This is a genomic window from Bradyrhizobium ingae (genome assembly GCF_055791185.1).
On record NZ_JBVUBB010000017.1, the window covers coordinates 37,740 to 49,607 of the forward strand.

The window sequence follows — 11,868 nt, forward strand, 5'->3', positions numbered from 1 at the left end:
ATATCAGGTTTTGGTGACATTCAGCAATGCATCACGCGGGGCGACAGCGTCTTGGCTGGGACGGTTAACGAGAAAAAGTCCAGCAATTACAAGGACTGCCGCTGCCCCAAACGTGAGGCTGAGGGTGTCATGCAGGATGAAATAGCTAGCGACGACGCCAAACAAAGGGGTGATGAAGGTAAAAGAGGACAATTTGCTGGCCGAGTAGGCCTTCACCAGCGCGAACCAAAGCGTGAACGTGGTTCCTACCACCCAGACCGCCTGGAACACCATCAGCATGATCGAGAGCGGGCTCGGGGCACGGGGAATGGTCTCGCCCAGAAGGTACGCAACCAGGCCCAGAATCGGGATCGACATCGCGACCTGGTACCCGATGGCCTTTTCCGGCGGGGCGAAGCGCAGCCGCGTCGACTTGGCAATCAGGGTGGTCCCGGCCCATAGCGCAGCGCCGCCGACAATCATGAGGTCGCCGAGCAGGACCTGTGAATCCACGTTGGGCTGCGGCACGCCGATCGCAAGCGCCACGCCGGCAAAGCTGACGGCGAGCCCGAGCCACTGCGTGCCGCTGAGCCGCTCGCCCAGCACCTGGTAGGAGCCGAGCGCGACGAAGAACGGCGCGGTGTAGAGGAAGACCACGGCGCGGGAGGCCGGGGTGAAGCGCAGGCCCTCATAGATCAGCGCGAACTCGCCGCCGAACATCAGCCCGGCAATGAGGCCGGCAGCAAGCGTGCCGTCGCGCTCAAAGAATTTTGCGCCACGCAAGGTGCCGATGATGAACACCACCGGCAGCGCGCCGATCGAGCGGATGGTCGCCTGCAGCATCGGCGGGATGTCCGGGATGACCAGCTTCACCGCGATCTGGTTGAAACCCCAGGTCAGGCACAGCATGAGCATCAGGGCGATGGCGCCGCCGCTCAAGGGGCGGCCGGCGGACGAGCTTGTTGGTTCTATCGACATGTCTTCCCGGGACCGGCTTTGCGCCGTTGTTATCAAGAAGCTTTCTGGCAGTGGGTGCAGGTGCCCGTGATCTCGACCACAGACAGTTTGGGGGCAAAACCTGACGCACGCGCAGCCTGGTTGAGGCCTTGCGCGACGGACGCAGCCGGTATCTCGCCAACGAGACCGCAGCGCTCGCAGATCAGGAACGCGACCGCCGAGGTCGCGTCATGGTCGTGGGCGCAGGCGAGGTAGGCATTGCGACTTTCGATCCGGTGCACGAGGCTATTGGCCATCAGGAACTCAAGCGCGCGATAGACCGTGATCGGCGCCGGCCGCGGCATCGATTTGGCCAGTTCGTCGATCACCTCATAGGCGCCCAGCGGTCGATGGCTGGAGAGCAGCGCCTTGAGCACCTCGCGGCGGATCGGCGTGAATTTCTGCGCGCGCTGCTCGCAGACGGTTTCCGCATGCGTCAAGGCCTCCGCGGTGCAGCGGCCGTGATCGTGGTCAGGCGCGGGAAAGGCCGGCTTTGCAAGGCTCATGGCGCAGACCTTTAGCATTTCCGGAACGGGAACCCAAAGGGTGCGGCCTCGAATGGCTGCCAGCCATGCTTTTCCGGCGGAGCAGCGCCGCGTCAACTCGCCATGAAATAATCATAAGCTTGCTTATTATATGCCAAGCTTATTGGAGACCAAGCTTATGAGCCGCACGTCGGTCGATCAGAACTTCCTGTTCACGCTCGGCGAACTGTATCGCCTGCTCCGGGTCTATGCCGACAAGGAGGCATCCGGCTACGGCATCACCCGCGCACAATGGGCGGTGCTGGCCAAGGTCGAGCGCAGCGAAGGCATGAAGCAGTCCGAGCTCGCCGAGCTTCTGGAGATGCAGCCGATCACCCTGACGCGGCTGATCGACAAGCTCTGCGACAATGACTGGATCGAGCGCCGCAGCGATGCCTCCGACCGCCGCGTCAACCGCCTCTATCTGAAGAAGGCTGGGCGGGCGCTGCTCGGCAAGATGAGCGGCCTGAAATCAGAGCTCACGGCCAACGCTCTCGACGGCATCAACCCGGCGGATGCCCACCGTCTCCTCACCCAACTCGAAACAATCAAGGAAAACGTGCGCAACGTCATCCAGACCAGCGGAGCGGAACAAGCACGTAAGGAGCAGCGCTATGGCTGATCAGGTCCTGAAATTCGCGCCCGAGCAGAAGGGCAGCCCAAGCGGCAAGCCCACCAAGAAGCTCGCGGCCGAGCCGCATCGCCGGCTGCTGGCGGGCCTGCGCCGTTATCGCCGCTTCCTGCTGATGGTGGTGCTGCCTGCGGCGGCCGCGATCGGCGGCATCGCCTTCTATCTGCATGGCGGCCGCTATGTCGGCACCGATGATGCCTATGTCGGCGCGCAGAAAGTGCTGGTCACGCCCGACATCTCCGGCAAGATCGCCAAGGTCGTCGTCCGGGAAGGCCAGCTCGTCAAGCAGGGCGACGAGCTGTTCGAGATCGATCCGGTCCCGTTCCGCCTCGCGGTGGAGGAGGCCAAGGCGCAGCTCGCGCAGGCCAAGACCACCTACGACAACCTCGTCGCCAACGTCAAAATCTACGGCCAGATGCTCGATCTCGCCCAGCAGGGCATGGACCTCAAGCAGCGCGACGTCGAGCGCAAGCAGGCGCTGGTGAAGAACAATTATGGCTCGCAGCTCGACCTCGACAACGCCTCGAACGCGATGGTCACGGCCGGCGCGCAGGCACAGTTCGTCAAGCAGCAGCTCTCCAATGCGAAGACGCAGCTGCTCGGCAATCCCGACCTGCCGCTGGAGGAGTTCCCCCCCTATGTGCAGGCCAAGGCAAAGCTGGATGACGCCCAGCGCAATCTCGACCATGCCGTGCTGCGCGCGCCGATGAGCGGCGTGGCGACGCAGGTCGACCAGATCCAGCTCGGCCGCTTCGTCGCCGCTGGCACGCCGGTGTTCTCCATCGTCGACATCGCCCACCCCTGGGTCGACGCCAACCCGAAGGAGAGCGATCTCACCTATGTCACGGTCGGGCAATCGGTCACGCTCGAGGTCGATGCGTTCCCCAACCATGTGTTCAAGGGCAAGATCGGCTCGCTGTCGCCGGGCACCGGCGCGCAGTTCGCGATCCTGCCGCCGCAGAACGCGACCGGTAATTTCGTCAAGGTCGTGCAGCGCGTGCCGGTGCGGATCTATTTCGACGAGAGCGACAAGTTCGTGAAGAAGCTGAAGGCCGGCATGAGCGTCTATGCCACCATCGACACCGGCCACCAGCGCTCGCTCGCCGGCCTGTTCGGCCTGTCGGCGACCGCCAACCAGGACAAGGAAGACTGATCTCCATGTCCGGTCCGGCCAACACAGCGATGGTCCCCGGCATGCGCCGGAACATGGTGACGATCTGCGCCATGACCGCGACCATCATGCAGGCGCTGGACACGACCATCGCCAACGTCGCTCTGCCATACATGCAGGGCACGCTGTCGGCCTCGCAGGACCAGATCAACTGGGTTCTGACCTCCTACATCGTCGCCGCCGCGATCATGACCGCGCCGGTGGGATGGATCGCCAACCGCTACGGCCGCAAGCGCATCTTCATCATCTGCTCGGCCGGCTTCACCCTCGCCTCCGTGCTGTGCGGGCTCGCGCAGGACATCAACCAGATGGTGCTGTTCCGCCTGCTTCAGGGCGTGTTCGGCGCCGCGCTGGTGCCGCTGTCGCAGGCCGTGATGCTGGATTCCTACACGCTCCAGGAACGCGCCAAGGCGATGTCGATCTGGGGCATGGGCGTGATGATGGGCCCGATCATGGGCCCCTCGCTCGGGGCCTGGCTGACCGAGACCTATTCCTGGCACTGGGTGTTCTTCGTCAATTTGCCGTTCGGCGCGATCACCGTGCTCGGCCTTGCCGTCTTCATGGACGAGACCAGGAAGGACCTCAGCCTCAAATTCGACTGGTTCGGCTTCACGGCGCTGGCCATTGCGATCGGCGCGCTGCAGCTTGCGCTCGACCGCGGCGAGCAGCTTGACTGGTTCGAGTCCGCCGAGATCGTGACCGAGTTCGTGGTCTCGGCCGTCGCCTTCTATTATTTCTTCGCCCACTCCTTCACGACCTCGCGGCCGTTCATCCGCTTCGCGCTGTTCAAGGACCGCAACTTCCTCACCGGCTGCATCTTCATGACGGTGATGGGGCTCGTGCTGTACTCGACCATGGCGCTGGCCTCGCCATACCTGCAGAACGTCATCGGCTATCCCATCATCACCGCGGGTGAACTGCTCGCAACGCGCGGCTTCGGCACCTTCCTCGCCATGATGGCGGTCGGGCGCATGATGCGCTATTTCGAGGCGCGCACGCTGATCATTGCGGGACTGACGCTGACCGCCGGCTCGCTGTTCCAGATGACCGGATGGACCGACCAGACCCAGGCGCTGGAGATCATCACCGTCAGCATCTTCCAGGGCTTTGGCTTCGGCCTGGTGTTCGTGCCGCTCTCGACCGTGTCGTTCCTGACGCTGCCGAACGATCTGCGCACCGACGGCACCTCGATGCTGACCCTGCTCCGCAACGTCGCCAGCTCGGTCGGCATCTCCATCGTCATCGCCGAGCTGACCCAGGGCTCGCGCAGGACCTATGCGATCCTCTCCGAGCACATCAACCCGTTCAACCACGCGCTGCAGATGCCGGACGTGGCCGGCATGATCAACCTCTCGACCGACGCCGGCCGCGCCATGGCCGACAAGCTCGTCGCCATCCAGGCGCAGATCATCGCCTTCGCGCATGACTACCAGCTCGTGATGATCTTCATCCTCTGCACCATCCCGCTGGCCCTGATGATCGGCTCAACCAAGGCCGCGCTGCGCAAGCAGACGGCGGGGCCGGAACATGCGGTGATGGAGTAGCGGCCGCTCGTGCCCCGGACGCAGCGCAGCACGCAGTGATGCGCTGCTGAGCCGGGGCCCAGGCCGAGTGGCAACATAGGTCCCGGTTCTGCGGCGCATCGCTACGCGCTGCACCACGCCCGGGACACGAGCAAATCACTCCAAAAACTCCTCGCAGCCGAGATCGGCGACGGCGAGCAGCACGCGCTGGAGGTTATTCCACCAGATCACCGACGGAATGTTGGCGCTCCATTGCCAGACCGGGTTGGTGATTTGCCAGAGCACCGACAGGCGATAGTCCTTATCGAGCGCGCCGCGTGTGTAGCCGGTGACGCCGCGTTCGATCAGCGTGTCGTGATAATGGTTGAGTAGCGGCCGTTCGAGTGCCTGCCGGGTCTCGGGATACCATTGCAACGCCATCATGTAAGCGAGGTCGCTGGTGGGCGTGCTGATGCGCCACTGGTCGAAGTCGAAAATGCGCACGGTGTCGGTGACCGCGGCGCGCGGCAGCAGGAAATTCCAGGTATGGGCGTCGCCATGGATGATGGTGACGTTGCGCCGCGAATGGTAGCGCTGGAACAGTCGGCCCGACTGCTCGATGAAGCGGTGGTAGAGCAATCGCCGCTCCTCGCTGAGGCGATCGCCAAGCAGATCGGCAAAGCGGTCGTAGTGCCCGGCGAAGGTTTCCATCAGCCTCGCGGCGTCGTCGGTGCTCATCCAGCTTCCCACGGCTTCGCCGAGGCTGGGGTGGTCCCACCAAGCCGCATGCATGTGCGCCAGCGACGTGACGATCGCCACCGCCTGCTCGCGTGAGGGCGGCAGCGGCCAGGCGGATGCAATTTCGTGGCTATCGGTCAGGTCCTCGAGCAGAAGATGCCAGGCGAGGCTGTCTTCGTCGAAATGTCCGTCGAAGCAGCGCGGCACGAGCCGCAAGGGCATCTTGGGCGCGAGCTTGGTGTAAAAGGCCACTTCGTGCCGGCCGGCATTCGGCAGCGACTTGGCGAACGCCGCATGGGCCGTCTTGAGGATCAGGGATTGCGGCGCGCCATTGGACTCCCCGACATAGCGCAGGCCGAGGCGGATGATGTGCGACAGGATCGTGTCGCGCGACGACAGCACCCTGACCTCGCGCACCGCACCGCGGTCGAGCGCGCCGGTCTTGCGTAGCGCAGCGGTGAGATTCGCGGCCTCAGCGACCGCCGGCAGTTGTGGAGTTGTCATGAAGCGCGCCCCGGGTGCCGCGCTCATCCTGCACGATCAAACCGGAAAGCGCCAGCCGCACTGAGCCGCCGGAAAGCCGGCAGCCCAGGTCTCACACGTCGAAGAACACCGTTTCCTCATCGCCCTGGAGCCGCAGGTCGAGGCGATAGACCGGCTTGCCGGCCTCGCGCTTGGCAATCAGCGTCGCGCGGCGATCGGCGGGCACCAGCGCCAGCACCGGATCGGAGGCGAGGCCTGCGTCATCGCTGAAATAGATGCGGGTGTAGAGATGCCTGAGCATCCCGCGGGCGAACACCGCGACCAGGAGATGCGGCGCCTGCGGCTTGCCGTCCGGATCCGGCACCACGCCGGGCTTGATGGTGTCGAAGGAATAGTTGCCGTCCTTGTCGGTGCCGCAGCGGGCAAAACCGCGAAAGCTAGCGTTCGGCAGCGCGCGCTTGTCCTGCGGATCGGCAAAGCGTCCCTGCGCGTCCGCCTGCCAGATCTCCAGCATGCAATCCGGCACGGCGACGCCGTCGCCATCGAACACCTTGCCCTCGATGCGGAGGCGATCGCCGGAGGCGTCGGGCGTGAGCGTCGAGTTGGTGAAGGCGTCGTTCCACTCATAATCGCCGGCCGGCGTCAGGCCGTATTTGAAGAACGGACCGACGGTTTGCGACGGCGTGATCCCGTTGGGTTTCACAGAATCCTGCACTTAGGTGTTCTCCATTGGCGTGGCGTTCTTGCCGCGCAGCACGATGTCAAAGCGATAGCACAGCGCCCATTCGGGCTTGGTGTTCTCGAGATCGAAGGAGGAAACCATCCGCATGCGCGCCTTCTCGTCCGGCACCGAGTTGAAGATGGGGTCGAACGGGAACAAGGGATCGCCGGGGAAGTACATCTGCGTCACCAGGCGCGTGACGAAGGAATGGCCGAACACCGAGAGGTGGATGTGCGCGGGCCGCCAGGCATTGTGATGATTGCCCCAGGGATAGGCGCCGGGCTTGATGGTGACGAAGCGGTAGTAGCCTGACGCATCGCTCTGGGTACGGCCGGCGCCGGTGAAGTTCGGATCGAGCGGCGCGGGATGCTGGTCGCGCACATGCACGTAGCGGCCGCAGGCATTGGCCTGCCAGATCTCGACCAGCGAATTGGGCACGCCGCGACCATCCTCGTCGAGCACATGGCCGTGCACGATGATGCGCTCGCCGAGCGGCTCGCCCTTGTGCATGCAGGTGAGATCGTTGTCGCCCTCGCGCACGGTCTCGTGGCCGTACACCGGGCCGGTCAGCTCCGACAGCGTGTGGCGCATCGGGATCAGCGGCTTGTTCGGCGCCCGCTTGATCGAGCTCTTGTAGTCGGGCGACAGCGGCAGGGGATGCGCCTTGTTGCTGTCGACGGGATAGATGAATGTCATTGGCGAACTCCTCCCCGGCCGTTTTCGTCCAGCCGGTCAACGCTTCTGCCAATCATTATAGGATATAACTAATTTGGGGAAGCGGTTTGGAGGCCTCCATATGCTGTCGTTCCGGGGCAGCCCGGTAGGGCTGAACCCCAATGCGCAATTGCACGTTGGGGTTCGGTGCAAGTGCACCGCCCTGGGATGACGAGACGCTACGCGTCTCGTCAGTTCAGCTTCTCGATCGCGACCGCGACGCCCTGGCCGACGCCGACGCACATGGTGGCGAGCGCGAGCTTGCCGCCGCGCTTCTCCATGCCGTGCACGGCGGTGAGCACGAGGCGCGCGCCGCTCATGCCGAGGGGATGGCCGAGCGCGATGGCGCCGCCATGCGGATTGACGAAGTCGGCATCGTCGACGACGCCAAGCTGGCGCATGCAGGCAATGCCTTGGGAGGCGAAGGCTTCGTTCAGCTCGATCAGGTCGAAATCGCTAATCTTCTTGCCCAGACGCTCCATCAGCTTGCGGGTCGCCGGCACGGGCCCAATGCCCATGATGCGCGGCGGCACGCCGGCCGAAGCGAGGCCAAGGATGCGCGCGCGGGGCGTCAGGCCATGCTTCTTCACGGCAGCTTCGGACGCAAGGATCATCGCGGCAGCGCCGTCATTAACGCCGGAGGCATTGCCGGCCGTCACCGTGCCGGGATTGCGCACGATGGGCTTGAGCTTGGCGAGGCCTTCAAGCGTGGTCTCGGGGCGAGGATGCTCGTCCTTGTCGACCGTGATCGGGCCGGCCTTGCCGCCCGGAATGGTGATCGGCGTGATCTCCTCGGCGAAATAACCGGCGGCGATCGCCGCGCCCGCGCGCTGCTGCGAGCGGATCGCGAAAGCGTCCTGATCGGCGCGCGAGACCTGGAATTCCTCGGCGACGTTCTCGCCGGTCTCAGGCATGGCGTCGACGCCGTATTGCGCCTTGAGCAGCGGATTGATGAAGCGCCAGCCGATGGTGGTGTCAAAGATCTCGGCCGAGCGTGAGAAGGCTTCCTGCGCCTTGCCCATCACGAAGGGCGCGCGGGTCATGGATTCGACGCCGCCCGCGATCGCGAACTCGATCTCGCCCGAGCGGATCGCGCGGCCCGCCGCGCCGACGGCATCGAGGCCGGAGGCGCAGAGCCGGTTCAGCGTCTGTCCCGGAACCGAATCCGGCAAACCTGCAAGCAGGAGCGCCATGCGCGCAACGTTGCGGTTGTCCTCGCCGGCCTGGTTGGCGCAGCCGAAGAACACTTCGTCCACCTGCGACCAGTCGAGCTTGGGATGCTTGGCGATCAGCGCCTTGATCGGGGCCGCGGCGAGGTCATCGGCGCGCACCTTGGCGAGCGAGCCGCCGAAACGGCCGATCGGGGTCCGGACGGCATCGCAGATAAACACATCACGCATCGTTGTTCTCCCTGAGCGCCGCGGTTCGGCCAAAATTCTTCAATGTCGGCGGAGTTTTAGGAGGGCGCTCGCGGCAGGTCAATTGACGGTTTCGCGCGCGATTCGCAGGGGGCCGACGCCGGCAACGCATGCCGCGCTGCGGACAACGTGGAAAACCCGCCTCGCCCGGCCAAAGCGATAGGACCACGGGACGAAATTTTGTAGGTTGCGCCGCCCATGACGATGCAACAGCCCATTCCCCCACCAGAACCTGAATCCGCGCCCGCGCCGCAAGCAGAAGCTGCGGCGCGCGTCACGCCGATGATGGAACAGTATCTGGAGATCAAGGCGGCGCATCAGGGCCTGTTGCTGTTCTACCGGATGGGCGACTTCTACGAGCTGTTCTTCGAGGACGCCGAGATCGCCTCGAAAACGCTCGGCATCGTGCTGACCAAGCGCGGCAAACACCAAGGCGCCGACATCCCGATGTGCGGCGTGCCGGTCGAGCGTTCCGAGGATTACCTGCACCGCCTGATCAGCGCCGGCCACCGGGTTGCGGTGTGCGAGCAGACCGAGGATCCCGCCGCCGCCAAGGCGCGCGGCAACAAGAGCGTCGTGCGCCGCGGCGTGGTGCGGCTGGTCACGCCGGGCACGCTGACCGAGGACACGCTGCTCGATGCGCGCGCCAACAATTATCTGCTCGCGATTGCGCGCGCCCGTTCCTCATCCGGCGGCGACCGTTTCGGACTCGCCTGGATCGACATCTCGACCGCCGAGTTCATGGTGACGGAATGCGCCGGTGGTGAACTTGCGGCGACGCTCGCGCGCATCAATCCGAATGAAGCGGTCGTCACCGACGCGCTCTATAACGACAGCGAGCTCGGACAGACCTTGCGCGAGCTGCCGGCGGTGACGCCGCTGACCCGCGACGTCTTCGACGGCGCGACCGCCGAGAAACGCCTGTGCGATTACTTCGCCGTCGCGACCATGGATGGGCTCGCCCAGCTCACACGCCTCGAGGCCACAGCGGCGGCCGCAGCCGTCACCTATGTCGACCGCACCCAGGTCGGCAAGCATCCACCACTGTCGCCGCCCGCGCGCGAGGCCTCGGGCGCGACGATGGCGATCGATCCGGCCACCCGCGCCAATCTCGAGCTGACGCGGACGCTGGCCGGCGAACGGCGCGGCTCGCTGCTCGACGCCATCGATTGCACGGTCACCTCGGCCGGTTCGCGGCTGCTCGCGCAGCGGCTCGCAGCACCATTGACAGACGCGGCCGGCATCGCACGGCGGCTCGATGCAGTCAGCGCCTTCGTAGCTGATTCCGCTGCACGCGAGGATGTCCGCAGCATCCTGCGCGGCGCGCCCGACATATCGCGTGCACTGGCGCGGCTCTCGGTCGGCCGCGGCGGACCGCGCGATCTCGCAGGAATCCGCGACGGCATTTTGGCCGCTGACCAGGCACTTGCGCGGCTCTCCGAGCTCGAGCAGCCGCCGCAGGAAATCGCGGCCGTCATGGCGGCTTTGCAGCGGCCGTCGCGCGAGCTGGCATCCGAGTTTGCCACGGCGCTCGCCGAACAATTGCCGCTGATCAAGCGCGACGGCGGCTTCGTCCGCGAAGGCTACGAGCCGGCGCTCGACGAGGCGAGAAACCTGCGTGATGCCTCGCGCCTGGTGGTTGCCTCGATGCAGGCGCGCTACGCCGACGATACTGGCGTGAAGGGCTTGAAGATCCGGCACAACAACGTGCTCGGCTATTTCGTCGAGGTGACCGCGCAGCATGGCGACAAGCTGATGTCGGCGCCGCTGAACGCAACCTTCATCCACCGCCAGACGCTGGCGGGACAGGTACGCTTCACGACATCCGAACTCGGCGCGATCGAAGCCAAGATCGCCAATGCCGGCGACCGCGCGCTCGGGCTCGAGCTCGAAATCTTCGAGCGGCTCTGCGCCAAGGCGCTCGAGATCAGCGAGGATCTGCGCGCCGCCGCGCATGCTTTCGCGCTGCTCGATGTCGCGACGTCGCTGGCCAAGCTCGCGGTCGACGAGAGTTATGTGCGGCCCGAGGTCGACAGGTCCCTTGGCTTTGCCATCGAGGCCGGCCGCCATCCGGTGGTCGAGCAGGCCCTGAAGCGCAATGGCGAGCCGTTCATTGCCAACGCCTGCGACCTGTCGCCGGCGCCCGCGCAAAAATCCGGCCAGCTCTGGCTGCTCACCGGCCCCAACATGGCCGGCAAATCGACCTTCCTGCGCCAGAACGCGCTGATTGCGCTGATGGCGCAGATCGGCAGCTTCGTGCCGGCTTCGCGCGCCCGGATCGGCATCATCGACCGCCTGTTCTCGCGCGTCGGCGCCGCCGACGATCTCGCCCGCGGCCGTTCCACCTTCATGGTCGAGATGGTCGAGACAGCGGCGATCCTCAACCAGGCCGGCGAGCGCTCGCTCGTCATCCTCGATGAGATCGGGCGCGGCACGGCCACCTTCGACGGTCTCTCGATCGCCTGGGCCGCAATCGAGCACCTGCACGAGAGCAACCGCTGCCGCACGCTGTTCGCCACGCACTACCACGAGCTGACCGCGCTCTCGGCCAAGCTGCCGCGGATGTTCAATGCCACGGTGCGGGTCAAGGAGTGGCAGGGCAACGTCGTGTTCCTGCACGAGGTGCTGCCGGGCTCGGCCGACCGCTCCTACGGCATCCAGGTCGCAAAGCTCGCCGGCCTGCCGCCGGCCGTGATCACACGCGCGAAATCGGTGCTGGCGAAACTGGAAGCCCAAGACCGCGGCCAGACCGCCCGTGCCCTCGCCGACGATCTGCCGCTGTTCGCAGTGCCCTCGCGCGCCGCCGCCGAAGCCGCGCCGCCGAGCGAGGCCGAGCTGCTGATGGAAGCGGTAAAGGCGCTGCACCCCGACGAGATGACGCCGCGCGAGGCGCTCGACGCGCTCTATGCACTGAAGGCCAAGCTGCCGAAGCAGTGACGGCGCCGTATGGTGGGTTACACCTACGGCTAACCTACCCTACGAATTCGGTGC

General features: G+C 65.4%; 10 protein-coding genes. 4 read left to right on the plus strand and 6 right to left on the minus strand.

The window, feature by feature from the left end; translation table 11 throughout:
* Positions 1 to 3 precede the first annotated feature (3 nt).
* Together ACV1FX_RS23240 and ACV1FX_RS23245 are read right to left on the minus strand one after the other, a co-directional pair.
* Positions 4 to 957, minus strand: a complete 954-nt coding sequence (locus tag ACV1FX_RS23240) for a DMT family transporter (RefSeq protein ID WP_473119893.1) — start codon at positions 955 to 957, stop codon at positions 4 to 6.
* Positions 958 to 989: 32 nt separating this feature from the next.
* Positions 990 to 1,481, minus strand: coding sequence for a transcriptional repressor (locus ACV1FX_RS23245; RefSeq protein ID WP_473119894.1), 492 nt, complete (start codon positions 1,479 to 1,481; stop codon positions 990 to 992).
* A 157-nt stretch (positions 1,482 to 1,638) separates the two neighbouring features.
* Between ACV1FX_RS23245 and ACV1FX_RS23250 the strand changes: the two genes are divergently transcribed.
* From ACV1FX_RS23250 to ACV1FX_RS23260, 3 genes are read left to right on the plus strand one after another with little or no spacing between them, the layout of a single operon-like run.
* Positions 1,639 to 2,121 carry a MarR family winged helix-turn-helix transcriptional regulator gene (locus ACV1FX_RS23250; RefSeq protein WP_473119895.1) on the plus strand — a complete coding sequence of 161 codons (483 nt, stop codon included), beginning with the start codon at positions 1,639 to 1,641 and terminating at the stop codon, positions 2,119 to 2,121.
* Positions 2,114 to 3,283, plus strand: coding sequence for an HlyD family secretion protein (locus ACV1FX_RS23255; RefSeq protein WP_473119896.1), 1,170 nt, complete (start codon positions 2,114 to 2,116; stop codon positions 3,281 to 3,283). The genes ACV1FX_RS23250 and ACV1FX_RS23255 overlap by 8 nt, the downstream gene beginning before the upstream one ends.
* Positions 3,284 to 3,288: 5 nt before the next feature.
* Positions 3,289 to 4,845: an MDR family MFS transporter gene (locus ACV1FX_RS23260; protein WP_473119897.1), complete on the plus strand. Its 1,557-nt coding sequence runs from the start codon at positions 3,289 to 3,291 to the stop codon at positions 4,843 to 4,845.
* 135 nt (positions 4,846 to 4,980) lie between these two features.
* On the opposite strand, the gene ACV1FX_RS23265 is transcribed toward ACV1FX_RS23260, so the two are convergent.
* The 4 genes from ACV1FX_RS23265 to pcaF form a co-directional block, all read right to left on the minus strand.
* Entirely contained in the window at positions 4,981 to 6,045 is a 1,065-nt protein-coding gene (locus ACV1FX_RS23265) for a phosphotransferase (protein WP_473119898.1), read from the minus strand.
* Between the two features lie 91 nt (positions 6,046 to 6,136).
* On the minus strand, positions 6,137 to 6,739 hold the full coding sequence (pcaG, locus tag ACV1FX_RS23270; protein WP_473119899.1) for a protocatechuate 3,4-dioxygenase subunit alpha: 603 nt from the start codon (positions 6,737 to 6,739) through the stop codon (positions 6,137 to 6,139).
* Positions 6,740 to 7,441, minus strand: coding sequence for a protocatechuate 3,4-dioxygenase subunit beta (pcaH, locus tag ACV1FX_RS23275; protein WP_473119900.1), 702 nt, complete (start codon positions 7,439 to 7,441; stop codon positions 6,740 to 6,742). It abuts the gene before it with no gap.
* 209 nt (positions 7,442 to 7,650) lie between these two features.
* Positions 7,651 to 8,859, minus strand: coding sequence for a 3-oxoadipyl-CoA thiolase (gene pcaF / locus ACV1FX_RS23280; protein WP_473119901.1), 1,209 nt, complete (start codon positions 8,857 to 8,859; stop codon positions 7,651 to 7,653).
* Positions 8,860 to 9,075: 216 nt separating this feature from the next.
* On the opposite strand from pcaF, the gene mutS reads away from it, so the two are divergent.
* The gene (gene mutS, locus ACV1FX_RS23285) at positions 9,076 to 11,814 is read left to right on the plus strand and encodes a DNA mismatch repair protein MutS (protein ID WP_473119902.1); all 2,739 of its coding nucleotides are present in this window, start codon (positions 9,076 to 9,078) and stop codon (positions 11,812 to 11,814) included.
* Positions 11,815 to 11,868: the final 54 nt, after the last annotated feature.

What these genes read in the sequence shown, in the direction of transcription:
- pcaH (WP_473119900.1), bottom strand. Translation starts at nt 7,441, where the DNA reads ATGACATTCATCTATCCCGTCGACAGCAACAAGGCGCATCCCCTGCCG.
- ACV1FX_RS23255 (WP_473119896.1), top strand. Translation starts at nt 2,114, where the DNA reads ATGGCTGATCAGGTCCTGAAATTCGCGCCCGAGCAGAAGGGCAGCCCA.
- ACV1FX_RS23240 (WP_473119893.1), bottom strand. Translation starts at nt 957, where the DNA reads ATGTCGATAGAACCAACAAGCTCGTCCGCCGGCCGCCCCTTGAGCGGC.
- ACV1FX_RS23260 (WP_473119897.1), top strand. Translation starts at nt 3,289, where the DNA reads ATGTCCGGTCCGGCCAACACAGCGATGGTCCCCGGCATGCGCCGGAAC.
- ACV1FX_RS23245 (WP_473119894.1), bottom strand. Translation starts at nt 1,481, where the DNA reads ATGAGCCTTGCAAAGCCGGCCTTTCCCGCGCCTGACCACGATCACGGC.
- pcaF (WP_473119901.1), bottom strand. Translation starts at nt 8,859, where the DNA reads ATGCGTGATGTGTTTATCTGCGATGCCGTCCGGACCCCGATCGGCCGT.
- mutS (WP_473119902.1), top strand. Translation starts at nt 9,076, where the DNA reads ATGACGATGCAACAGCCCATTCCCCCACCAGAACCTGAATCCGCGCCC.
- ACV1FX_RS23250 (WP_473119895.1), top strand. Translation starts at nt 1,639, where the DNA reads ATGAGCCGCACGTCGGTCGATCAGAACTTCCTGTTCACGCTCGGCGAA.
- ACV1FX_RS23265 (WP_473119898.1), bottom strand. Translation starts at nt 6,045, where the DNA reads ATGACAACTCCACAACTGCCGGCGGTCGCTGAGGCCGCGAATCTCACC.